This is a genomic window from Sphingobacterium sp. DR205 (assembly GCF_011064245.1).
Lineage (GTDB): Bacteria > Bacteroidota > Bacteroidia > Sphingobacteriales > Sphingobacteriaceae > Sphingobacterium > Sphingobacterium athyrii.
Genome location: NZ_CP049333.1, coordinates 368,474 through 393,754, shown reverse-complemented (window position 1 = coordinate 393,754; position 25,281 = coordinate 368,474). Strand labels below are relative to the sequence as shown.

The following is a 25,281-nucleotide window of genomic DNA, read 5'->3' as shown; positions in this document are numbered from 1 at the left end:
AAGATTTTTCCGCTGGTTTAAGCACCCCATTGCCAAAAAGCTGCTTTTTCGTTTTTTTGGGCATAGCTGTCCCCTGAACACCCGTTCTTCCACCTATTTTCTGTGATCTTTTAAGCCGCTTTTTCCTGCTGGCCCTGCATCTTGGGGATCATCCGCACCGCATTTGCTGTATGGATGCCAAAGAATATCCACAGGATTTCCGTTTTCTTGGTCCTGGCCCGGATACGGCTGAGCGAATAATACCGTTTTTCTGTGCCAAAGCTACCTTCAAGCCGCGTAGAGCGCTCCCTGTTCAGCACGGAGCGGAGCCTGCCGCGCTCTTTTTCATCAGCTGCAGGCTTACCCTTGCGCACAAAGCTGGTGAATATGCCCCTGCTGCGGCACCAGCTCCGGTTGGCGTTGGTAGCGTAAAGCGCATCGGCAGCTACATGGCTGACACGTTTTCTCAGCAGTGACTGCTGTAGGTCTATACATTGTGGAAGCCGGTTCCCTTCATGGAAAGCATCAAAGCTCAGGTGCTCGATAAAGTTGATGCCGTCAATCTGGATACTGTTCACTTTGGCGCCGAACTCAACCCCTTTACTTTCTTTGCCACGGACGATCGGGCGGATATAATCTTTGTCGATACTAACGATCAGACCCTTCACTTCCCGCCCGGCAAAACGTTCCCGTTGCTGATGGAGTACTTTTTTGATGATGGACAGCCGTCTGTGAAAGCGGCCAGGAAGATTGGCTGTACCAAGGGCCATGATATCCCCGCACTGACCGATGAGCTTGCCAACCAGGTGGAGCAGGCTGCGTTTCAGCACGCGCGTCTCTGATTTCCCACGCTTGCGCTTTTTACTATAGATACGGTAACGCAGGCGCTGTTTGTCAAATTTGTTGCGCGGCATCCGCAGGCCCGACAGCTTTGCCATGCTCCGCAATTGCCCCTGCAGCCATTCCGCGCATTCCCATAACAGTTTGATATCCGTGGGAAAGCGAACATCACTCTCATAACAGGTCGCATCGCTCATCAGTACATGGCTGTCCTTTAACCAGGCCTTCCAGTAACCGGCAAGCACCCGCTGAAGGGTGCCGATATCAAGTTTTCTGGCAAGTTCGCAGCGGATCTCGCTGACGATCTTAAAATTATCGAGCGGCTTTAACGGATTGATCCGAACACCGCAGAAAAGCTGATAATGGAGGTTGGAATTAAGCTGGGCGACCAGGTCACGGTCGGAAAGCCCCGTATAGGATTTCAGCACCATCAGCGCCACTTTACCCGCCCCGCTAAAATAGGACCGGCGGCCAACTCGGTTTTCCCGTTGCCCCAGGCTCGCTGCCAGCTCGGAAAATGGAATACTCCGATAAAGCCGCCCTAGTTCACTCAGGTGAAAACTTGATTCGTACTGTTTGAAAATATCGTATTCGCTGAAGGCTAAAGTTGGCTGAAGTTCGCTAAGTTTTTGTATCTTTCGCATATCTTTTTGATGACCGTTACCCCGATTTTGGCCGCTAACCTTATTATTCGGGGGAATACACGAAGATAATAAAATCCCAACTATTTATTTATCAAATAGTTGGGGTTTTTCTGAATATCCCTAGTTATCTAAACATGTAAATAAGCCCACTCTAGCAGTCTTATCTCAAATATTCCGCTTTGGGATATTCTTTTATTTTATACCCATAAAAATCCGGTTCCACCGTATTTTAGAAAATCCATTTCCGTTTGTGTTCCAGCTCATCCAGGTAAATAAAGCTTTACCCACAATATGATCCTCCGGCACAAAGCCCCAATCCCTTGCGTCCAACGAATTATGTCTGTTGTCCCCCATCATCCAATAGTAATCCATTTTGAATGTGTAGGAATCCACTTTGTTGTCATTCAGGTATAAACCATCCGCCCTCTTTTCCAGGCGGTTATTTTCATAGACCCTGATCGCGCGTTCATAAAGAGGCAATGTTTGCGCGTTCAGAGCGACTTTCATCCCTTTTTTTGGAATCACAAAAGGTCCAAAGTTATCATAATTCCATTTGTACTGCGGATCATTCGGGAATGTATTGGCTTCCGGTTCCCCTGCTTTGCGCAGGTTCATCTGCATCGATTTAACATTGGACCAAGATTTTACCATGTTAACCTGCTCAGGTGTTAGAAAGACCATATAAACTCCGGGCTGAATCTGTGCGATTTCGATACCCATATCTCGCATTCGCTGTTCATCCAGGCCTGTCTCATCAGTCATCACGGTATAATCCATCTGACTTTCTGGAGCAACGAAGCCGGGTTGATCGTTTACATAAAGTACAGCATCGCGCATGCTGATTTTATCACCCGGCATTCCAACACAGCGTTTGATCAGATGCTCCCGCTTGTCCACTGGACGTGTTTGAATAGTAAACTGTTGATGGACGGCTTCGTAACCCATGGAGCGAACCAGATCGTAATAAGGCTGATCCTGATTCTCTATCGCGACAGTATCTCCGGCCGGCGCATTAAAAACAATGACATCATTACGTTTGATCTCCTGAAAACCGGGCAACCGCTTATAAGGAAGTTCGATCAGTTCAGAAAATGCTTTACCACCAAATAAAGGCATGGTATGATGTGCAAAAGGAAAAGCAATCGGCGTATTGGGAATACGGGGACCATAATTCAACTTACTGACAAACAAATAATCGCCGATCAAAAGCGATTGTTGCATAGAACCCGAAGGGATCATAAAAGCTTCCAGCAAGAAACCGCGGATCAGCGTTGCGGCAACCGTCGCAAAGACAATGGCATCCGCCCACTCTCGCACCATAGATTTCTTATAGGGATATTTGGTTTTAAATTCATTGTAGGATTCATGCAGCAGCCTCAGCTTATCCTCTTTTTTCAGCTGTGCACCCTCAGCTGAAGCGTTCAGTTTTTTAGCATAAAGTCCATTTAGAAATTGAACGTTTTTATCTCTTCCCCAGAGCGGTAATACGATAAAAGGGACCAGCACCGCAGCACAATTTTCCCAAAATCTTCTTTTACCAAAACAATGGATGAAATCCAGGTATAAATTATAAAAGACAAAGACATTCACGATCGGAATGATCAACAATACAATATACCAGACAGGCCGATTGGTTATCTGTCCTTGAATCCATTGGCTATAAACAGGTACAATACCCTCCCAGCCACGACGCCCCGCCTTCTCAAACAAAAGCCAAAAACCATAAGCAGCAATGATAGTCAGTACAATAAAAAGAATAAGCGCCATATGTTGTTTTTTTTTCGAAATGTAAATGGATGAAAGTTAGTAAATAAACAGTCTGGATTGGTCTGACGGAGATTCTTTTGCCTGCTGTAGCTCATTATATCGTACAATGTATTTGATAAACACATCATAGTTATACTTTTGCTCCTTTTCAAATTCAGCAAGTAACTCTGGCTCATCATTAATTAACTGCGTGAAGGTAATCTGTCTTTTCTTTTTAGCATTGCTAAATAGGCCATTGTTGTTGCTATTGATTTCAGCGACCTCACCAGTTCCTTTTTTCAGTGCATATGCATATTTATTCTTATTAACCAATATAGTTGGCATCATTCCGGCACCACCGCCACCAACATTTACTGCGGCACCGCCACTAAATTTTAGTTCTGAAACATAATAGGCCATTATTTCACCATCGGCCAGCACTTCCGCAAAAGTTGGATCCTGATCTGTTCCCTTCTGTATGCGATACATTTTTGGGCTTGTTCCGGGGACCACTTCCAATCCTTTTTCTACATAGGATGGTGCATATACTTTCTTTTTGGACTGCCAGTACGCACGGTACACCTGGTCAGGTGTAAAAGTCAACTTTTCCTTTTGTTGATTTTCAAATTTAAGTTTATTGTCCTTTACAGATGAAATCTTCCCATATAGGGTATCCGCATTCATCAATACTAAATAATCCAGCTTCTTTTGATCATCCTGTGCCCGGAGCGTTATTGCAGCGAACAGAAAAAACAAGGTGATGGTACTGGATAAAACAGATATAATTTTCATTAGATATAATATATTAAATTATCTTTCGCAGTATAGGGAGTCCTCCCTAATCATACAGATCGTTGTATTCCTGCCGCTATCACAAAAATTAACTGATCGCACAGGTTTTACACCAGCATTTTGTCGCATAAATCTACATAAAAATACGAGATTCAATGAAAAGTCCTTCGGCTTTAACATTTCATTTGCATCTCATGTTAAATTCCCATTCCTCGCCAAACTCAGCTAATGCTGCTATAAAAAAAGGTACTGTTTTAAATTCCAAATATTTAGACAAAAAAGTATTTTTGTATTCTAAAGAAGTTCAGCTTCTGAACTATCTAGTGTAGTCTCGGTTTTCGGATCGGGACTACTTACTTTATAATTTTCTATAAACACGGTATCATTTTTCCAAAGTGTATACATTAAGATTAATAATTTTCTCTGTACGGCAACCTGTCCGACCATTTTTGACGGCTTTTTCTGGATGATTCTCGTGTAAGCTTCCTTTAGCACAGAATTATGCCTACAAGCTACCATAGCCGGAAAATACAGCGCATTCCTGATATACCTGTTCCCCTTTTTCGAGATCCTGGTTTTTCCTTTTACAGATGTCCCAGATTCCCGCTGAACAACATCGTATCCAGCATAGCTGACAAGTTGTTTGGCGCTACCGAACTGTTCAAACCCCATTGTTTCGGCAAGAATGGTAACCATGGTGATCATTCCAATCCCCTTTATTGTTGCAAGCTTCTCTATTTTTTTATGGAGCCCCAGGTCTGACTTTACCAGCCTGTTGATTTCCCCGATGCATCTGCCAATCTCCTTATCTATCTCAGAAATAAGTTTTTTATTGCTTTTTAGTATAAAGATCTGGAGAGCATGCGAACAGTCCTTACTATGTTTGATGTTACCTAATGCCGTTTTCTGCTCCTGTAGCTGGACATGGTATCTGGTCAGATTTCTCAGCTGCAATAAGACTGGTGGTGGAGGACTCCATGCTTTATGGATCCTTTCTACACCGAATTGACTCAGGATCCGTGCATCAACAGCATCCGTTTTGGTCTTGATATTGAGGCTCGAAAAATAGTGCTTTGACGTATTGGGAAGAACAACATGAACCCTTTTCTTAATCTTATGCAGATGGTGGGCAAGGTTCTCATAATACACACCGGTAGCCTCCATCAAAAAAACAAGTGCTGCATCTTTCGCAATGACTCCTTTGGCCCAACGCAGAAACTGGTTGAACCCTTTGCTATCATTACTGAAATCCACTGTCTTGGAGAACACTAATTCTCCATCATCTGAACACTGACACAGACATGCTGTGAATGTCGCTTTTGAGATATCTATCCCAATGCATTGTTTACTAATAGCCATAGTCAAGAATTTAAATCGTATCGACTTAATCCTCCTTCGTCTATCCTTTTGTTTTATCCAGGCTCGAAATAGCGGCCTTAAGTACTGTTCAGACTCCTGAGAATAAAATCGTGTGGACAATTCCTTTTTTACGGTATAACGATCTGTTTACCTAGCCACATCTCGTCTCACACGAACAGCCAATAAATTTTGTATAACAACAATATAATGACCTTTTCTAATTTCTCAGTAAAAATAAAAGCCGCATCAAACATGACACGGCTTCAGTGGCGCTTATCGACTAAGTTTCTAGCCCTTATATTTACCCTCAAATTCGGTAGATGCTTTATTCACACCGTTGCTCATATTTTCAAAGGCTTTATTGATATTATCCAGCAGTGCCGATTCGGCAGTAGCGTCAGGCGTTTTGTTCTTGCGCAACTCGATCAGTTTTGGATAGTCTTCGGTAACGATCTTTTTATACCCGTTGAGCCCATCGAGTACCGCCTTCTGAAAATTGGCGTCACCTTTGAAATCACCGAGATCCTCCACTTTCTTGATATCTTCATTCAAGGCTTTCTCCCAATCCGAACGAACCTGCTCTGCCTTCGTATAATCAGATGCATTCATGGCAGCATTCATATCAGTGATATGCTTTTCACTTCCATTGATGACCGTAATAATTGAATTGTTATAAGTTGCAGGATCCTTCGTTCCTGAACCACAACTTGACATCGTCAGTACCGCTACGGTCAAGATGCCTGTTATAAATTGTTTCATCATTGTTGATATATTTTATAATTTATTTGTTTTCTTATTTACAAACGCTCCCTCCTATCCATTCCGTATTGACCTCGAAGAAACTGCCGTAGTAACCCTTTAATCAACTTACTCAAAGATAGTTGAGCTACAGATTTCTTTTTATCACTGATTTCAGGGATTTATTATCACGAAATTAATTTCGCAACACAGTTGCTTTTAAAACCTTTTTAGCTATATTTGTTGCAACTTAATTGCAATACATAATTTACAAACAGCTCAACAATTGATGAACAGGCGTACGATTTTCACTCTATTATTCACCTACGGCATCCTATATCCTGTTTTTGCACAAGAAAAAGCAGCAAAAACCATTGGACTGCGTGAGGTACATGTTGAGGGCAAACGTTATAAACATTCTTCGGAGGGCGCACTATCTGTGGATGTCTTAACCAGCGATTCCATACAGAAATATCAGGCAGGCAGCTTGATGCAGACCTTAAGTCGGCTACCCGGCGTCAATGCGATAGGTATAGGTGCCAGCCAATCCAAACCACAAATTCGGGGTCTAGGCTTTAATCGGGTAGCCACCCTAGAAAATGGGATTAAGCACGAAGGGCAGCAATGGGGTTTGGATCATGGGCTGGAAATTGATCAGTACAGCATTGGCACTGCCGAAATCATCAAAGGGGCAAGCTCATTTATGTATGGATCGGATGCCATCGGCGGCGTTATCCGGTTATCACCACCTGCAGAGCTACAAAAAGATGGATTAAAAGGGATCTTCAATCTATTGACTAAATCCAATAATGCGACATATGGAGGATCCCTGCAGTTACAGGGACGAAAAGGGAATTGGGTTTTCGGGGGCGGTCTGACGCTTCTGGATTATGGAGACTATCGTGTCCCAACCGATACAGTACATGTATACAACTATCCAGTACCGCTCAAAGACGGTTATGTACGGAATACAGCAGGTCGCGAGAACAATTTCCAATTGCGGAGCGGTTATGTTACCGAGCGTTTTTCCTCGATTCTTTATTTAAGTAATTATCACACTAAAATTGGTTTTTTCGCCAATGCCCATGGATTAGAGCCACAAGGGGTAGATACAGCGTTGTACGACCGTTCAAATCGCGATATTCTTTACCCTAGCCAGCATATCAATCATTTCAAGTTAATCAGTCGCAACACTCTCGCTTTGGGCACACACAAACTCGCTGTGGACCTCGGCTATCAGCGCAATCACAGAAAAGAATACAATAAATACAAGGCCCATGGCTATATGCCCCCAGAATACCCGGCATACATGACCATACCGATGCAATTAGAGCGACTTTACGACAAAAATATTTATAACATTACCATAAAAGATCAATTTGCATGGTCAGCCCACCGACTGACGATAGGAGCTAACGGCGAATATCAGGATAATATGATTGATGGCTGGAGTTTTCTTATTCCATCCTTCCGGCAAAGGGCAATCGGATTTTTCCTTCATGACCACTATCAGCTCGATGCACAGACCACATTATATGGAGCGTTACGCTATGATAATAGCCAGATTCAAACCTCATTTTATCAAGATTGGTTCGAGTCTGAATTGGAAGACGGTCAATTGAAGAAAGTTGTCCGGGCAAACGCCGTGGACCGTAGTTTCAGTAGTTTAGTTTGGTCACTTGGGGCAGCACGACAATTTGGTCCATGGGAAACCAAAATAAATATTGGAAAGAGTTTTCGTGTGCCATCGGCACAGGAACTCGCGGCGAATGGGGTTAATTACCACTATTTCAGTTACGAAAAAGGGGATGCATCCCTTTCTCCCGAACAATCCTATCAGGCTGACTTTTCCTTAGCCAGACGCACAACGAACAGTTATATTGCATTTACTCCTTTTTTCAATTATTTCACAAACTACATCTATCTAAATCCTACGCCGCGCTATGATCAGTACTACGGCGCTGGAAATCAAATTTTTGAATATTCAGAAAGTAAAGTACGCCGTTATGGCGCTGAGATACGAATGGAATATCGTCCACTACTGCATTGGAAAGTAGAACTATTGGGCGAGTATGTCCGCTCCAAACAGTTATCCGGCAGCAAAAAAGGCTATACCCTACCCTTCTCTCCAGCACCTTCACTATTGTTTGATGTGAGCTGGTTGCCAAAAGACAAAACACATTTCAAAGATTCCTATATATCGTTGGATTGTAAATGGACGATGGGCCAATCCAATATTGTTCCTCCAGAGAATCTAAGTGATGGTTATCAGATTTTCAATCTCCGGGCGGGCACACAGGTGCAGCTCTATCGCTCGAAAATCCAATTACGCCTACAGGTGCAGAATCTTTTCGACCGTAAATACATGGATCACACCAGTTTTTATCGCCTCATCGCTTTGCCAGAACAAGGGAGAAATATAACGATTTCCATAGGAGTCCCATTTGGAAAGAACAGCACAAGTTAACATGTTGATTTAATGAATAATAATATAAAAAAACAACATAATATCATGAAAACACACATAAAATATACCACGATGGCGCTATTGCTTTTTTCGGTCTTGGCTTGTAAAAAGGATAAAGAGGCTATTGACACCGAAAAACCAACCATTGATCTCAGCGCAGAAACTGCCTTTCCAAAAATGTGCAGTCAAATCAAACGAGGATCCTCCTTCACCTTTAAAGGCAAGCTAGCGGATAATGTTGGTCTGGGTGGTTATAGCATTAGCATGCATCACAATTTTGACCATCACTCCCACAGTACCGAGGTAGAGGAATGTACATTAGAACCCGTCAAAAAACCTGTCAAACCGTTTGTACTTGTCAAGTCCGTCAATATACCCGGACAACCACAACAGTATGATGCCCAACTTCAGATTGACATCCCCGCAGATATCGATCCCGGAAATTACCATTTTATGATTCAAGTGACGGATCAATCCGGCTGGAGCATACAACGCGGAATTAGCGTACGTATCGTGGAATAACGCCTCTTAACATGCAACTATACTTCAATTATTTTTTATTATAAAATTCAAATCCAATGAACATGAAAACTAGAAACATTAACTTATTCCTGCTGTTTACAGCGCTTATCTTTGGCTTTCTGTCTTCCTGTAAGAAAGACGATGCCGATATCCCCATCTCAACAAAACCCGAAATCGGTACCCTGGAAATCGGATCCGACAATAATAAAACAGTAAAAGCAGGCTCGGATCTCCATTTAGAAGGTGATATTGTGGCGGAGGCACTCATCGACAAGATTGTTATCGAAATCCACCAGGAGGGCGGAGGTAACTTCAAATTAGCCAAAGTTTATACCGACGAAAAATATGTCGGTAAAAAAAATGCAACTTTTCATGAACACATGGACATTCCATCTGAAACGCCTGCCGGTCAATATCATTTTCACTTTACAGTAACCGACAAAGCCGGGAATTCGACAACCGTAGAGTCGCCATTGACGATACAGGCGGCAGATGCCAAAGTTGCTTTTAAACTGGTCTTTACCGAAGTCGATGCCCATGCCCATGGCGATCACTTCCACGATATCGCTGATAAGTCTGGGGTAGAACCTATTTCAGTGAGCTTTGACAACAGCGGAAAGGCATTAGGAGATGGTCACGCCCATATCAAGCCCGCAGGTGTTTATAAAATTGACTTCAAACAATTTGATGCCGCAGGGCAGGAAATTCAGGGGCAATATATTAAAGATAAAGCAACAGCAAGCCTTTATAAAGCCTTCTTAACCGGTGGCGTTTTTGTTTTGAATTCCAATAGCACGACCTCAAGCGGTGCAGTCTTTCAGACAAAAGAAACAACTTATGGGGATGGTTCGACTGTAACAGGTGCCGTTGAAACGACTGGTATCACGAGCTATTTTACAGCCGGAAAAGATAATGCGGGGGAAAAAGATGTTGCCTTCGTGCTACGAAAATTTAAGGACGCAGCGACGAAAGCTACGATAACCCGTTCGGATTGGAACCGCGCCGACTATGTAGCGAAATATCCCGGAGAGGATATCATCCAACTATCCTTTGAGATGCATGCCGAAGAGGGTGAAGATTAATTTAAAGCGACGACTATTTTAATAAAAAACACCTAGTTAGGAAGGCTAACTAGGTGTTTTTTATCCAAATTATTTATATTCGCTATATTGAATTAGCAGGTAACACACATCAATAACAATTTATGACTATTTTTTTAGCCCTATTTTTTACAATTCTGATAGGACTAATATTATTTATCTTCTACCAATTCACAAATAAATCCAAATGGGTAACCTGGATTTTTTTGAGCCTCCTGATTCCTATTTTTATCTTTTGGTTATATCTATTCAATTGGAGAGAGCCGAGTAAAGATCGTGTAGAATCACTGCTTGGATTCTCCATTGGAGATGATATAGAAGTTTTGCGCGATGATTACTATGACGAATTACGCGACTACGATTTAATTTATAAAATCAAACTCAGTGATAAAGCGATTCGTCAAATCGATAACAATCTACAACAAATAAGCACCTTTCCCCTAAATGACTCAATTTCGAAATCGAATTGGGTAAAAGAAAATCAGATTTATTATTACAACAAAACACAAAACAGTCTTTTTTACGACGTAAAAATTGACATCCGTGCCAAAACAATTGAATACCAAGAAACAAAGATGTAACAAGGATGCTTTGTTAAAATAAGCTTACCATCATCAATCTCTTACTTTTCCTAACACATTCCCTTTGGGATCGACCACAAGTTTCCATTCGTTTGATCCATTTTTTACTTCGAATGCATAAGTAACCTTTTGTTCCTCCGTAATCTTTTTGACATCTTCGATACGATAGCCGGGGAATTCCTTTTTCACATTGGCAATCACCGCTTTTGGTAAATCATTTTTTGCAAGTTCTTCCTTATGGCGCACAATTTTACCGTTGCTCTGAATCCAAACTTCGTGGTCTGTTCCGAATAGACCCGTTTCAAATTCGGCTTCATAAAGACCCGCTTTCAGCTCCCAGTCAACCCCTTTTGCTTTCGGGAATTTTTGCTGAAAACTATTTACCACGACAGCAGGTACTTGACTTTGGGGAATATCCTGAGCAAAAGCTCCAATCGTTGTAAGTGCTAGGATACATGCACTTAGTATTGTTTTACATTTCATCATTTTACTTTCCTTAATGTATTACAAAGTAAAGCCCTGATTCTGTAAAGATTTGGGAATGAAAATTATGCCGGGTGAAAATTCAGTTTAAATATATGCCGGCTATTGTCATAATCATATGAAATCTCAAAACCATAGAGATGACAGATGGCCTGAACAATTGCAAGACCCAACCCTGTGCCCTTGGAGGAAGCATCCGATTTATAAAATCTTGAAAATACCTGTTCAACATCCAAAGGCCCCTGAACACTTGTATTTGCAACCAGCAGCGCATTTTCAGTGATCGTGATAGTAACTTCCCCGCCCTCGATATTATGGAACAAAGCATTACGGATCAAATTTGACACCATGATATTGGCCAGAGAACTATCTAACTGTAGGTTAAGCTCCAGTTGTTGTAGTACCTGTATCGTGATATTTTTAAATGCGGCCATATCTTCGAGTTCCTCGACGATATGTGTCACAAGGGTGTTGAGCGAAAGATCCTCGTTGTTTAAAAATTGCCTGTTTTCAATCTTTGTAAGCAGTAATAGTGACTTATTCAATCGCACCAATCGCTCCGCAGTGTTCAATACTTCGGCAATTGCATTTGCCTGTTCAGGTTGCAAGCCCTCTGTTTCAGCCACCATTTCAAGTTTGTTGATCATTATCGCCAAAGGTGTCTGCAATTCATGTGAAGCATTCCCGATAAACTGCTTCTGCTGTTCATAGATTTCCTCGTTATGTTGAATCAATGTTGTTACAGCAAACTGCAAATCTTTGAATTCCATAATCTCGGTATCCATCGCCGGTTTGTCGTCCGATTTCCCAAGACGAAATTTGGTCAGCTGATCCAAAAAATGATACAGGGGACTCCATAATCGTTCGATAACCACCTTATTGATCGACACAATACTGACCACCAGCAGGACAAATAAAATCAGAACAGAATAAAACAGGTTTTTGATCAGGTCACTCTCCTCGATCATCGAATTAATAATCGCAAGCTCGTAGTAATGCCCTTTATGCTCAAAAGCCGTTGTCAGCATACGCACAGGCTCGAGCTCAGGTTCAGGATCATCGTCATCCTGCATATAAAGCATGGTATCTTTATATACATTCTGCATGTTGATCGCCTGCTGTTCAGAAATTTCACGTACCTTATAATTGTTAACCCCAAATTCCAGATCCGGAGATACAATTGCCTCAGAAGCCAGCTCCTGAATAATTAAGCGCTTTTGATTCTCCAATTCCTCATCTATATTATCATGGATCACTTCCAGCATAAATAAATAAAAGATGGTCGACCATACCGCAATGACGACCAGCACCGAAATAGAGAGATATTTAAGTGTCTGATTGGCTAATTTCATTTTTCAACAAGTTTATATCCTATGCCATAGACCGCCTCAAAGTCCACATCCGCCTGTTTCGCCAAAAATTTCTTTCGAAGATTTTTAATCTGGGAATAGATAAAATCGAGATTATCTGCCTGATCGGTATTATCTCCCCAAACATGCTCTGCCAATGCGCTCTTACTGACCAGGCGGTTTTTATTCAGCAAAAAATAATTGAGGATATCAAACTCCTTTCTATTCAGTGCGACAGGTTCACCGGCAATCGAAAGACTACGTTCATTCAGATCTAGCAGCAGATTGCCCATTGCCAACGTATTTTTGCCATCACGTTGTTTTCTGCGCAATACCGCTTTAATCCGGGCATTTAACTCGGCGATATGAAAGGGTTTGGTCAGGTAGTCATCGGCTCCAAGTTCCAGCCCACGCAGCTTGTCATCCAGGGAATCCTTCGCAGAAATGATAATGACATTATCCGATTTACCCTCCTGTTTAAGTAGGTCCAAGACCTGCAATCCACTCCCCCCCGGAAGCATGATATCCAGCAAAATACAATCATAGTCATAGACCGAGACCTTATCCACCGCCGATCTAAAATCGCTGGCGGTCTCTACGATATAATCTTCTTTAACAAGAGAGTCTTTCAATGTTTCCCTCAATTCCGCTTCGTCTTCAATTACAAGTACTTTCATTGGACAATTGTTTTTTTAACCAATCTCACCGCTATTCAACTTTTCCTTACCCGTTACAAATGTATTCCGAATTTAGGAAAGAATTGGGAAAATGACTATTGTTCTTTGCCGACATCAGGACAGTCCGTATCGAATAACTGGTTTATTTTAATCCATTGCCTCAAATGCTATGGGCTTTTCGTATTTTAGGTCTGAGACATTGTACTATGGATAAACGAAATGCTAATAGCTGGGCACCGGTCATTGGGCTGGATGGTTTTCGCAAAGAACAGACCGCCGGCCGGGAAGAACTGCTCTTCAATGAATTACATGGCGAAAGGCTGATAGAAAAGCCCCATAAGCACGATTTTTTTATTATCAATTTATTTGATACCGCCTCTGGTGTCCATACGATTGATTCGATTGACTACCCGATTAAAAATCATCAGGTACATGTGCTATTCCCGGGCCAAATGCATAAGTGGCACGTTTATGCCGGTACAATTGGCTACCAACTGATGATCGAACGCTCATTTTTTGAGCATTTCGCGCCCTTCTTTCGCTTTTCCTTTACCAACTACCAGAACCATCCAGTGATCGACCTGACTAAAGAAGCCTTCTCCCTGCTACATTACGAATTTGAATCGGTCAAAAAAGAGCTGGAGCGTGAGCATTCATTGATTCCCCTGATCACAGCACGTGCCGGCGTGATCGCCGCCATCGTCAGCAGGGAGGCAGAGCATGTCTTCACCGAATTTAAAGTCTATCAATCCGTCCCCCGTCTTGCTAAATTCAATATGCTGATAGACGAGTTTTTCAGGGAACAGAAATTAGTTGCTTTTTATGCCGAGAAGCTGCATATCTCCCCCAACTATCTCAATATTCTGTGCAAAAAACATTTGAAGATATCCGCCACCCAGCTCATCCATCAACGGATCTGTGTAGAGGCAAAACGCCTTCTCCAAAGTACGGAATCCTCCATTAAGGAAATTATGTTTGAATTAGGCTTTGCGGACCAAGCCTATTTTTCAAATTTCTTTAAGCAGCAGACGGGTGTAAGTCCCAGTGATTTTAGAGAAAAAAGATAAATCGCACAAGAAATGGCAGAAATTGCCCAGTAATACTAAAGCTCTCTCTATATATCTTTGTAAAAGGCTGATTTATTTAATGGATCAGTTAGATTGCACCGTAAATGGAAAATAAAATGAAACCAATAGCGCTTACACGCAAAGAATTTATACGGAACTCAGCTCTTGCACTCACCGGAGCAACATTGGTCCCGAGCATGCTCGTCGCCGAAGACCGTAGGGAACTTAGTCCGCGAACTTTGGCTGGGCACCAAGGCAAAAAAAGTTATATCCTAAAGAATGTTTTATTGGAAACAGGCTTTGAATATGATGGAAATGGCAATGTCATCGCAACAAAAACCGGTCTTTTTACTGTACAGATCGAAGGCGGAAAAATCAAAAAAATTGGGCCCAACAGTACCGATGCCAATGCCATAGATGCAAAAGGCCGTCTGATGCTCCCTTCATTTAGAGATATGCACATCCATCTGGACAAGACATTCTACGGTGATAAATGGCAAGCTGTACGACGTGGGGCAGGCGGTGTAAAAGGCATGATTGCACTCGAACAACAGATCCTTCCTGAACTGCTTAAAAATTCAACCTATAAAGCGGAGAAACTGATTGAATTACTGCAATCCAAGGGCACAGCCTTCGCGCGCAGCCATGTAAACATAGAACCTACCTCTAAGTTAGATTCCCTACGTCATCTACAGATCGCACTGGAAAATAAAAAAAATAGCTTCGGAGCTGAACTCGTTGCCTTTCCACAACATGGCGTATACTACACGGATTCCGTGCCATACCTGAAGGAAGCAGCGAAGACCAATATTGATTTTATCGGTGGCGTGGATCCTTTTACCATTGATGGTGCCATTGAGAAAACAATGGATTTCACCGTTCAGCTAGCGCTGGATCACAAAAAAGGAATTGATATCCATTTGCATGAGTCTGGAGAATCCGGATTGAAGACGGTGGAGTATCTGATCAAAAAAGTAAATGAAAATCCTACATTAAAGGGAAAAACCTACCTCAGTCACTGTTTTGTTTTAGGAAAGCTCGAGAAAGCCAAACAACAGGAGATCGCGGAACAGCTCGGTGCAGCGCAGATTGGCATAGTCTCTACGATTCCTTTCGCTGGCTTGATTATGCCTATCCCAACACTCCTGGAAAACAAGGTCACGGTGATGACCGGAAACGACAGCATTGTCGATCACTGGAACACCTTTGGGACAGGAAGTGTGCTGCAAAAAGCCAATATAGCAGCCCAGGTATATGGACAGGTCACTGAGTACGGTCTGTCACGTATGTTAAAGCTGGCAACCGCAGGCCCGATTCCATTGGATGACAAAGGGCAACAGCAATGGCCAAAACCCGGTGACGACGCAAATATCGCACTTATCGATGCAAGCTGTTCGGCGGAAGCTATTTCGCGTATTTCACCGGTGAGCTCCCTGATCTACCAAGGAAATATTGTCTACTAGATTTCTGACAAACGAAGTACTACACCACAGATCTTTTTTAACACAATGGCGGTCAATTGCTTTTTATAAGCTTTTGATTGCCCCCTTGTGAAATAATTGTTACTAAAATCGTACGTACGTCATGTCGACTCCGTATCTGGTCCATGATGCCATGAAAAACAGAAAGCTCGGTGTTAGATCATACTGAGCTTTTTCATTCTGTAGCGTCTCTATTTCAGGAAATCGAAGCTAATGTCGTTATTTGACGAGCTTAACACTATCGAGACAAATACTATCGCTTAAAGAGCCTCATTACACGAGGCTCTACCCAATCGCTGAGGATGTAGGCAACACCCAACATCAGGAGCGTAACGGCAGAAACAAGCACATATTTATTTACGTAGCCGTGAAGCTGGTTGAAAATAATAAAACCGATATGCTGATGGATAAGGTATAAGGGATAGGTCAGCATCCCAATTTTGATAAATTTAGGCGAGTTGAGACATTGTAGTTTCTTACAGGAGACGAGTAACATCATCATATAAAACACAATGATGGTCACCGCAATTATATAGGGTGAAAAATCGCTGTGAAAAGCCCTTGCCAGCCAATGAATACGGCCAATGGCGCCATCAATCGACAAGTACAGACACCAGGACAATACAATAAAATGCTTTACAGCCGGTCCCTGCAGAAAAATCTGGCAAAATACGATGCCTGCAATAAAATAAGCGCTCCAGTCCAGAATGAAAAGGTGGTGGACAGTATCATAAATTTCGGATGGTCCAACATACAGCCGCAAGCTTGACAACAACAGCCAGAAGTAGACAAGATAGTCGAGGCTCACCTGCTTAAATCTACTTATAACAAGAAACACCGCGATAATAAGGTAAAATTTCAGTTCAACATAGAGAGACCAATACGCCCCATCGATATTTCCCTGTCCGAACAGTTCCTGAACCATGGTCAGGTTGGCCAAGAGCTGTTTGAATGTCACAAGATAGCGCGGCGCCCCAAAGAAATAAACGGTCACAAATGTTATGATCAAACAGATCCAATACATTGGATACAAGCGTTTAAAACGTGAATAGCAAAATTTGGGCAACGAACGATGTTTGATGGAAAAGGCGATCACAAAACCGCTGATGATAAAAAAAAGGTCGACACCAAGATACCCATATTTAAAATATTCACCGATCTCATCGAAATGCAGCAGGGACATGTTGCCACCTTTATATCCCCGATATAAATAATGGTACAATACCACCGCAGATGCCGCAATAAAGCGAAACAGATCTATTTGATAGATTCTTTTTGATTGAGATTCGGACACTGTCACATTTCTGGTTAACCTGACTATTTATTCAAATTAAAAACATAGATATTGTTTATAAGCTTATACCTTCGAGCTATTTAACAACACGTTTCAGATATTCGCCATATCCCGACTTGCATAATGGTTCGGCTATTGCCAAGAGCTGTTGTCGCTCTATGTAGCCCATGCGATAGGCAACCTCTTCAATTGCACCTATTTTCATCCCCTGACGCTCTTCGATTACCTGAACAAATTGCCCTGCCTGCATCAGGGACTGTATGGTGCCCGTATCCAGCCAGGCGGTACCACGGTCAAATATGCCGACTTTTAATTTGCCCTGACGCAGATATTCTTTGTTGATATCCGTAATCTCCAGTTCTCCCCGTGCTGATGGTTTGATACTTTTTGCAATTGCCACGACATCGTTGTCGTAAAAATAAATACCGGGAACAGCATAACTGGATTTTGGCTGGTTGGGTTTCTCCTCGATAGAAACTACATTTTTCGCAGCATCAAATTCGACCACGCCATAACGTTCAGGATCCTGTACAGGATAAGCAAATACGACACCGCCATCAGGGTTGGCGCAAGACTGCAACAACTTTGACAAGCCCGAACCGTAGAAAATATTATCGCCAAGAATTAATGCGACTTTGTCATTCCCGATAAATTCCTCACCCAATATAAATGCCTGCGCGAGCCCGTCAGGACTTGGCTGTTCCTTATATTCAAAGCGACAGCCCAATTGCGAACCGTCTCCCAATAACTTCTGAAAATTTGGTAAATCCTGTGGAGTCGAGATAATCAATACCTCGCGAATGCCTGACAACATGAGCGTAGACAATGGGTAGTATATCATTGGCTTATCATATACGGGCATTAATTGCTTACTCACGGCGAGCGTTAAAGGGTGCAAACGGGTTCCCGATCCACCGGCTAATATAATTCCTTTCATTTTTATCCAGCTATTCGTATTGAGACTTTCGTATTTAAAATTTGGTTGTATAAGCCTTCAGCCTTATCATCCTTTTTTTAATTTTTAATTTCCTCGGCCAGCATTTTAGCCAGACTCAGCTTCCAATCCGGTACAGCTACATCAAAGGCTGCTTTAATCTTCGATTTATCAAGCAGTGAATACCTTGGCCGTTTCGCGGGTGTAGGGTAGGCACTTGTCGGAATTGGATTTACCTGACAATCCAACGAACGGAAATCCCGTATTGCTACAGCAAAATCATACCAGGATATCTCCCCCTCATTGCTGTAGTTATAGATTCCGGCTTTCCAATCCGGTGCATCAGCGATTTTCAAAATCGCTATCGCCAGATCTTTTGCATACGTCGGGGTACCGATCTGATCATTGATTACATTTACTTGATTCCGTTCGGACATTAGACGACACATCGTCTTGACAAAATTCTTTCCATAAGCAGAATACACCCAAGATGTCCGGATAATAATCGACTCGGGACACCATTTCTGAATAGCCCGCTCCCCGGCAAGTTTGGTCTGGCCATAGACATTGATCGGTGCTGTCGGTGCATCTTCGCTTAGCGGAACAGCAGAATTACCATCAAACACATAATCCGTTGAAACCGCGATCAGCTTGCTGCCATGGAGGCGGCAGTATTGTGCAATCTCCTCACAGGCTAAATGATTGACCAGATTGGCTGTTTCATGCTCTTCTTCGGCTTTATCTACGGCCGTATAAGCGCCCGCATGAATAATTAAATCGGGCTGATACATGGCCAAAATATCCTGAATCAGGATAATCTGATCCAAAGGCAATTGCTTACGGTCCAAAAAATAGCACTCTTTTTCGGTATCATTGACCAATAATTCATATAATTCGGATCCTAGCTGTCCGGAAGCGCCGGTAATGACGATTTTCATCAAAATCTTTTTTATGGTTTACGCATCCTGATCTGTTTATCCTCTCCGAGCAGGAGCATTATGTCGGTCAGGCACGCTATTCTTCTATTACAATTTATCGGATAGTGCGGTGAAGTTTTGCGCCTCTTTGTCTTTCTGGGACAAGATCATATGTTCCGCTGGAATTTGCCAGTCGACGGCCAGCTGCTGATCTAATGGATGTACCCCCTCTTCCGCTTCTTTGTTATACTTATTGTCACATTTATAAGCGAATACCGCAAGCCCGGACAATACTGAAAATCCGTGTAAAAATCCTCGTGGTACAAATAGCTGCTTTTTATTTTCCGCGGAGAGTTCCACGGCAACATGCTGCCCATAAGTGGGGGAGCCGGGCCGCACATCAACAGCGACATCCAGTACGCTACCCTCCAGTACACGGACCAATTTTGCCTGTGCATGGTCTCCGGCTTGCATATGCAATCCCCTTACAACGCCATATTGAGATTTCGACTGGTTATCCTGCACAAAATGCGGATTGTAACCTAAGATGGCAGCCAGTCTGTTTTCATTATAAGATTCAAAAAAATAACCTCTTTCATCTTCGAATACCACAGGCTCCAAAATAAAACAACCGGATAGTTTCGTTTCTGTATATTTCATATTTAAGCGCCGTGATATTGGTTGTTATAATAATGCTGATAGTCTCCCGAAGTCACATGATCCAGCCATTCCTGATTAGACAAGAACCAGTCTATTGTCAGTGACAGGCCCTGCTCAAAAGTTACTGACGGGCTCCAGCCCAGCTCTGCATTTATTTTACTTGCATCAATCGCATAACGCAGGTCATGGCCCGGACGATCCTTCACAAAGGTAATCAGGGAAGCTGCCGTACCCTGTTCCCGGCCTAATTTAACATCCATTTGTCGGCAAAGCTCCTTGATCAGGTCTATATTCTGCCACTCGTTAAAGCCTCCCACATTGTACGAATCACCATCCTTACCCTCATGAAAAACCAGATCAATCGCTTTGGCATGATCAATCACAAAAAGCCAGTCGCGCGTATATTTACCGTCTCCGTATACAGGCAATGGCTTATCGTGTAAAATATTATGAATGCACAGCGGAATCAGTTTTTCAGGAAAATGATTGGGCCCATAATTGTTGGAGCAATTGGTCAGCACAATCGGCAGTCCATAGGTATCATGATAAGCACGGACAAAATGGTCCGAGCTCGCTTTGGAAGCCGAATATGGTGAGTGTGGATCATATTTGGTGTCTTCCGTAAAAAAACCAGATTCTCCCAACGCACCAAATACCTCATCCGTAGAAACATGATGAAAACGTTTACCCACAAAATTATCCTTCCAAATCGCATGGGCAGCATTCAACAGATTTACTGTCCCGATCACATTGGTCATCACAAATGCTGTCGGATCTGCAATAGAACGATCGACATGAGATTCTGCCGCCAAGTGAATCACACCATCCGGCTGATATTGTTCAAAAACAGCATTCATCGCCGCCTGATCCGTAATATCAGCTTTGACAAAAGTATAATTCGGACGATCCTCGATATCTTTCAGATTTTCCAGATTGCCGGCATAGGTCAGGGCATCCAAGTTAACAATCTGATAATTTGGATACTTTACAACAAATTCACGAACGACATGGGATCCGATAAATCCTGCGCCTCCCGTGATTAAGATCTTTTTATTCATATATCTTGATTATAGACAGCGTACCGTTCGAGTTAATCTGTCCAACATTATTACCTTAATTAAATAGTTCGCTAAAATTAGGTTGATTTTTGCGAATTGGCAAGTTTTAATCGATGGGGATAAGCATAATATACACAAAAGTCCCGTCAATGGGACTTTTGTATATATTATGCTAAGATTGCTTTACCTAAGTTTATGCTTTCTTAATAAGCGAATAAACGGGGACATCATTTATATACTCCTGTTCAATCGTGCTATCCAAAGCCTCATATTCCGAATTTTGAGATTTAAATTCCGGAACAATGCGTTTCATTGCTGCCACCAATTCCATAAAATCCGGCAGATGCTGATCTGCATCCACAATCTGCTGGCAGACCGCATTGATCCGTTCAGCCTTCAGGATAAGTTCATCGTGTTTTACTTTGGCAATCATAATTTTCGGATGATGTGTTTTTACCGTATTTTCATTATTGGCCAAAAGCTCTTCATAGATCTTTTCCCCCGGGCGCAGGCCTACGATCTTGATGTCAATATCTTCGGGATAGCGGTAACCTTTCAGTTTGATCATCCGTTTGGCCAGATCCATTATTTTAACGGATTTGCCCATATCGAAGACAAATATCTCACCGCCTTTTCCCATGACACCGGCTTCCTGTACTAGCTGACAGGCCTCAGGGATAGTCATAAAGAAACGCGTAATTTCGGGATGTGTCAGGGTCAATGGGCCACCGCTTGCCATTTGTTTCTCAAAGAGCGGTATGACCGAACCATTTGAACCCAGCACATTACCGAATCGAGTAATGATAAAACTAGTTTCGCCCCTTCCGCTGCAGCTACTCACATAGATTTCAGCCATTCGTTTTGTTGCCCCCATCACATTTGTCGGATTGACAGCCTTATCCGTCGAAACCATCACCATTTTCTTTGTACCATACTGCATGCATAGATCAGCGACATTCTTACTTCCAAGTACATTTGTCTGAATGGATTCGTAGGGATTAGCTTCCATCAACGGCACATGTTTGTACGCCGCAGCATGAAAAACAAGGTCCGGCTTATACTGCACAAATATATTTTGCATAAAAGCGTAGTTGCGGACATCCCCCACAATGCAATGCAGCTGGTCGGGTTGGGTTGCTTTTATCGACTGTTGGATATCGTACAGTGCAGATTCCGCCTGATCCAATAGGATTAATTTCTTATAATGACGTCTTGCAATCTGACGGGCCAGTTCCGAACCAATGGATCCCGCCGCGCCCGTGACCAGAATCACTTTGCCGTTCATTTCTTCCTCAATCTCCGGATGATCCAGCTTAATAGGTTTGCGCCCGAGCAAATCTTCAATTTTTAAAGGGCGTATCTCCCGTTTTGCGCCTGAGTTGAGCAAGATCCTGGCCGATGGCATAATTTTAAGTTCAAGCCCGATATTCTGAAACCAGTCCGAGACATATTCCAACCGTTCGGGGTCATTGTTTTCCACGGCAATGATTACCTGCGTAATTTCGTGTTTACTGATATACTCCTTGGTAATTTCGGTAATATCCTTTATTTTCAATCCTGCAAGGCGTTTTCCGATGCGTGAAACCTTATCTTCTACAAAGGCGACAACCTGGTACTTGATCCGGGGATCTTCTTTCAACAAAGAGAAAGACACCAGCCCGGGACGTGAAGCTCCAAAAATCAACACATTTTCTCCTTTTCTTGCGGGCAGGAACAGATACTCAAAAATCGTCCGGTATACCACGCGCGCCCCTACCATGATCACCATTAAAATACAGGCCTGCATCGTTAATACCCCGTACGAAAGACGAAGGTAATCATCCTCTACTGTCCCCTTTTCGAAAACAGCTCTAACCACCAGGGTCAACAACATCAATGTGATATAGGCAGAGGTGACCGTTTTAAATATTTTTATGGTATCCCGAATTCCTGTCTGACGCACGATTCCCCTAAAGGTATTATAACACAAAAACATAGCGAAGTACACTGGCAGTACGAGCACAAGTTTCTTCAACATAAGTGCCACATCAAAGACACCTTTGAAATTATTGACTACGTAGTTTGAAAATATATAGCTCGCCAATACAAACCACATATCAATGAGCAAAATGACCCACCGAGGATTATCCTTTCGCAACCGTTTTCTTAAATCCCATAGAGATCCCATCATAGCTTCCTTCTCTTTTAGTTTATTTCTTTACCGTCGTATTTATTTTGAAGTCCGTACAACGCATATGGCTTATTTCAATTTCATAAAAGATGACCAAGATACTTAAAATTTAACAATCATTTGGACCTTTTTACTAAAATAACAATAACGACGGGTGCCATGTACGCGCTATTCGCATCATCGTGGAGTAAGCAACTATTATACCGAAAATATTACAAACAGCAATAAAAATTAAAAAATCCTCAACATAAGGCTTTTCAAATTTATTATTATTCAACAAAATTCATTCTTCCTTGCATTTTATCCTTCTTCATAAACGCTAAAACTGGCATATTGTTTGTAAAACATCCTATAAAACAGACAAAACCATATACTTGAATCAGCTATTATGAATTTTTTTACCAAAATATTCAACTCTAAAAAGTCGCCAGCGGTCCGACCTTTGGCCCAGCTGGAATTTTTGGAAGTAGACATGCACAATCACCTTTTGCCCGGTATTGACGATGGGAGCAGTTCAGTAAAAAATTCAATAAGCTATATTCAGGCCTTACAAAAATTGGGATTGAAGAAATTTATCTGCACCCCGCATATTATGGCCGGCGTACATCCCAATACCAAATCTACGATTGAAGCGGCACAGACGGCCTTAATCAGCGGTCTTAAAGACATCGGAAACGATACTCCGATTTTTGCGGCGGCCGAACACATGATTGATGACGGCCTGGCATCCCTTGTTCAACAGGATGAACTTTGCATTATACCCGGCGGTTATGTGCTGATCGAGATGTCTTATCTGTCCGAGTCCAAAGCATTATTTCATACCATTCGGGATATTCAAAAACTGGGCTACAAACCTATTTTAGCGCATCCCGAACGTTATAATTATTACCATAACAATTTCAATATTTACAAGCAGATCAAGGACGCGGGCTGTTTATTGCAACTCAATTTACTTTCCCTCAGCCGATACTATGGCGTTGATGCAAAAGCAATTGCAATGACTTTATTAAAATCCGGCATGTATGATTTTGTGGGCACGGACCTGCATCATGAGCGACATCTCGAAGCACTACAGAAAATCGCAGAAAAATATCCGGTGCGTGAAATGTTAAAAACTTCGCCGATCCAGAATCAAAGCTTGGCAGATCATTTCAACAACAGTAAATCCCAGGGCATTGCCGGCTAAAAAAATACAGGTTACCCCGCACCATTAAACAGCAAATCATCTGATAATTGACCTTTTTTGGCTTCACTTTTAACAACGATTGACGAATTACAGGATCAGCATTCCTCCCGCTTGCAATAAAATTATTGCATTGGCGGGTGACGATCGGTATAAACACATAAAAATGCAGGTATCCTATGACACCTGTATTTTTATGATTTTCATAAGGCGTGCAGGGTGTTTGACTAACACAAAAATACAATGTCAAATAAGGCGAAAAGTATGAATTTCGGTCTAAAAAGTATAAAAACAGGAGCGAATAAACTTATCCTTGCCAGCGCTTTCGGTATTCTTTTGGAGTTACGCCGGTTTCCTTCAAAAAAAACGTACTAAAATTATTTACATTGGTATAGCCCAGTTCCCAGGCGATTTGCTTAATACTGAGCGAAGACTCCACCAATGACTTTTTACTCACGCGCAACAATTCGCCAGTAATCACATCTTTTGGTGTAATTCCAAGCACTTCATTTGTTAAACTGGTTAGTTTTTTACTACCTATATTGAGCACGCCGGCATAATACATCACCCGTTTCTCCTTTTTTACATTTTTTTCTACGAGATCCTCAAAGCGGCGTACCAAATCCATATTATACCCCAACAGCTCACCCGGCCCTTTTTCTTCCATGTAAATCGCTGCGAGCAAAACCACTTGCTTCACAATATTATGTGCCAGGTCACGATAGATAGCCTGGTTATAGTTTTGTTTGGAGAGCTTGAGCTGCAGTCCAACAAACTCGTAATAAGTCGCGTATTCCTGAGGGACATTTAGCACCTGATAGGTATACTGTCGTCTGTCAAATGATTTAAAACTACGGATAAATGAAGCATCGATGTCTGTACGTGCAAAAAAATTCTCAGAAAAGTAGATAATTAAAAAAGCACGCCGCTCTTCCGGATCAAATGCAATTTTAACTCCCCTTGGCACCAGAACGAGACTGTATTCGTCTACCTCAACCATTTTTTTATCAATCTGAATCCGGCAGCCACCTGCCGACACAAAAAGGACGGTATAATTGTCTGTTGCCATTGCATCAGCAATAGCCGAAACCTCCCGCTCTATTCCGATCACACGATGAACTCCAAATTCCATAATTTCCAATTATCCGAAAATAACACCCTGAAAAATCAGCAGCGTAGGCCAAGCGAATTTAATAAATAATTTGGAACGAAAAAAAACGCCTTCCCAAAAAGGAAAGGC

Annotated in this window: 22 protein-coding genes; 7 read left to right on the top strand and 15 right to left on the bottom strand. The window is 42.3% G+C overall.

Annotation, left to right across the window (positions count from 1 at the left end):
• Positions 1–110: 110 nt before the first annotated feature.
• The 5 genes from G6053_RS01675 to G6053_RS01655 all read right to left on the bottom strand — a co-directional run bounded on the left by G6053_RS01675 (position 111) and on the right by G6053_RS01655 (position 6,122).
• Positions 111–1,463: a transposase gene (locus tag G6053_RS01675; RefSeq protein WP_165305376.1), complete on the bottom strand. Its 1,353-nt coding sequence runs from the start codon at positions 1,461–1,463 to the stop codon at positions 111–113.
• A gap of 192 nt (positions 1,464–1,655) precedes the next feature.
• On the bottom strand, positions 1,656–3,230 hold the full coding sequence (gene lepB / locus G6053_RS01670; RefSeq protein WP_165305375.1) for a signal peptidase I: 1,575 nt from the start codon (positions 3,228–3,230) through the stop codon (positions 1,656–1,658).
• A 36-nt stretch (positions 3,231–3,266) separates the two neighbouring features.
• A complete protein-coding gene (locus G6053_RS01665; RefSeq protein WP_165305374.1) occupies positions 3,267–4,001 on the bottom strand; it encodes a hypothetical protein in 735 nt (244 codons plus the stop codon).
• Between the two features lie 294 nt (positions 4,002–4,295).
• Entirely contained in the window at positions 4,296–5,360 is a 1,065-nt protein-coding gene (locus G6053_RS01660) for an IS110 family transposase (RefSeq protein WP_165305373.1), read from the bottom strand.
• Positions 5,361–5,648: 288 nt separating this feature from the next.
• Entirely contained in the window at positions 5,649–6,122 is a 474-nt protein-coding gene (locus G6053_RS01655; protein WP_241254897.1) for a hypothetical protein, read from the bottom strand.
• Between the two features lie 265 nt (positions 6,123–6,387).
• Here G6053_RS01655 and G6053_RS01650 point away from each other — a divergent pair, with 265 nt between their 5' ends.
• The 4 genes from G6053_RS01650 to G6053_RS01635 all read left to right on the top strand — a co-directional run bounded on the left by G6053_RS01650 (position 6,388) and on the right by G6053_RS01635 (position 10,768).
• Positions 6,388–8,565, top strand: a complete 2,178-nt coding sequence (locus G6053_RS01650; RefSeq protein WP_165305372.1) for a TonB-dependent receptor — start codon at positions 6,388–6,390, stop codon at positions 8,563–8,565.
• Positions 8,566–8,610: 45 nt separating this feature from the next.
• The gene (locus tag G6053_RS01645) at positions 8,611–9,087 is read left to right on the top strand and encodes a DUF4625 domain-containing protein (RefSeq protein WP_165305371.1); all 477 of its coding nucleotides are present in this window, start codon (positions 8,611–8,613) and stop codon (positions 9,085–9,087) included.
• Positions 9,088–9,149: 62 nt separating this feature from the next.
• On the top strand, positions 9,150–10,169 hold the full coding sequence (locus G6053_RS01640; protein WP_165305370.1) for a DUF4625 domain-containing protein: 1,020 nt from the start codon (positions 9,150–9,152) through the stop codon (positions 10,167–10,169).
• Between the two features lie 122 nt (positions 10,170–10,291).
• On the top strand, positions 10,292–10,768 hold the full coding sequence (locus tag G6053_RS01635) for a hypothetical protein (protein WP_165305369.1): 477 nt from the start codon (positions 10,292–10,294) through the stop codon (positions 10,766–10,768).
• Between the two features lie 33 nt (positions 10,769–10,801).
• Here the strand turns inward: G6053_RS01635 and G6053_RS01630 are convergent, their stop codons facing one another.
• From G6053_RS01630 to G6053_RS01620, 3 genes are all read right to left on the bottom strand, one after another.
• Complete coding sequence (locus G6053_RS01630) at positions 10,802–11,254, bottom strand: PepSY-like domain-containing protein (protein ID WP_165305368.1); 453 nt, start codon at positions 11,252–11,254, stop codon at positions 10,802–10,804.
• A gap of 62 nt (positions 11,255–11,316) precedes the next feature.
• A complete protein-coding gene (locus G6053_RS01625) occupies positions 11,317–12,603 on the bottom strand; it encodes a HAMP domain-containing sensor histidine kinase (RefSeq protein ID WP_165305367.1) in 1,287 nt (428 codons plus the stop codon).
• Positions 12,600–13,277, bottom strand: a complete 678-nt coding sequence (locus G6053_RS01620; protein ID WP_165305366.1) for a response regulator transcription factor — start codon at positions 13,275–13,277, stop codon at positions 12,600–12,602. The genes G6053_RS01625 and G6053_RS01620 overlap by 4 nt, the downstream gene beginning before the upstream one ends.
• A gap of 206 nt (positions 13,278–13,483) precedes the next feature.
• On the opposite strand from G6053_RS01620, the gene G6053_RS01615 reads away from it, so the two are divergent.
• Together G6053_RS01615 and G6053_RS01610 are read left to right on the top strand one after the other, a co-directional pair.
• Entirely contained in the window at positions 13,484–14,344 is an 861-nt protein-coding gene (locus G6053_RS01615; RefSeq protein WP_165305365.1) for a helix-turn-helix domain-containing protein, read from the top strand.
• 116 nt (positions 14,345–14,460) lie between these two features.
• Complete coding sequence (locus G6053_RS01610) at positions 14,461–15,807, top strand: amidohydrolase (RefSeq protein ID WP_165305364.1); 1,347 nt, start codon at positions 14,461–14,463, stop codon at positions 15,805–15,807.
• A gap of 271 nt (positions 15,808–16,078) precedes the next feature.
• Here the strand turns inward: G6053_RS01610 and G6053_RS01605 are convergent, their stop codons facing one another.
• The 6 genes from G6053_RS01605 to G6053_RS01580 form a co-directional block, all read right to left on the bottom strand.
• Positions 16,079–17,119, bottom strand: coding sequence for an acyltransferase (locus G6053_RS01605; RefSeq protein ID WP_165305363.1), 1,041 nt, complete (start codon positions 17,117–17,119; stop codon positions 16,079–16,081).
• A gap of 76 nt (positions 17,120–17,195) precedes the next feature.
• Complete coding sequence (gene rfbA / locus G6053_RS01600) at positions 17,196–18,056, bottom strand: glucose-1-phosphate thymidylyltransferase RfbA (RefSeq protein WP_165305362.1); 861 nt, start codon at positions 18,054–18,056, stop codon at positions 17,196–17,198.
• Between the two features lie 77 nt (positions 18,057–18,133).
• Positions 18,134–18,991 carry a dTDP-4-dehydrorhamnose reductase gene (rfbD, locus tag G6053_RS01595; protein ID WP_165305361.1) on the bottom strand — a complete coding sequence of 286 codons (858 nt, stop codon included), beginning with the start codon at positions 18,989–18,991 and terminating at the stop codon, positions 18,134–18,136.
• 87 nt (positions 18,992–19,078) lie between these two features.
• Positions 19,079–19,630 carry a dTDP-4-dehydrorhamnose 3,5-epimerase gene (gene rfbC / locus G6053_RS01590; protein ID WP_165305360.1) on the bottom strand — a complete coding sequence of 184 codons (552 nt, stop codon included), beginning with the start codon at positions 19,628–19,630 and terminating at the stop codon, positions 19,079–19,081.
• A gap of 2 nt (positions 19,631–19,632) precedes the next feature.
• Entirely contained in the window at positions 19,633–20,688 is a 1,056-nt protein-coding gene (rfbB, locus tag G6053_RS01585) for a dTDP-glucose 4,6-dehydratase (protein ID WP_165305359.1), read from the bottom strand.
• Positions 20,689–20,881: 193 nt separating this feature from the next.
• Complete coding sequence (locus tag G6053_RS01580) at positions 20,882–22,858, bottom strand: nucleoside-diphosphate sugar epimerase/dehydratase (RefSeq protein WP_241254896.1); 1,977 nt, start codon at positions 22,856–22,858, stop codon at positions 20,882–20,884.
• Positions 22,859–23,246: 388 nt separating this feature from the next.
• Here G6053_RS01580 and G6053_RS01575 point away from each other — a divergent pair, with 388 nt between their 5' ends.
• On the top strand, positions 23,247–24,044 hold the full coding sequence (locus G6053_RS01575; protein WP_121126922.1) for a CpsB/CapC family capsule biosynthesis tyrosine phosphatase: 798 nt from the start codon (positions 23,247–23,249) through the stop codon (positions 24,042–24,044).
• Between the two features lie 304 nt (positions 24,045–24,348).
• Here the strand turns inward: G6053_RS01575 and G6053_RS01570 are convergent, their stop codons facing one another.
• Positions 24,349–25,173, bottom strand: a complete 825-nt coding sequence (locus G6053_RS01570) for a helix-turn-helix domain-containing protein (protein ID WP_121126921.1) — start codon at positions 25,171–25,173, stop codon at positions 24,349–24,351.
• Positions 25,174–25,281: the final 108 nt, after the last annotated feature.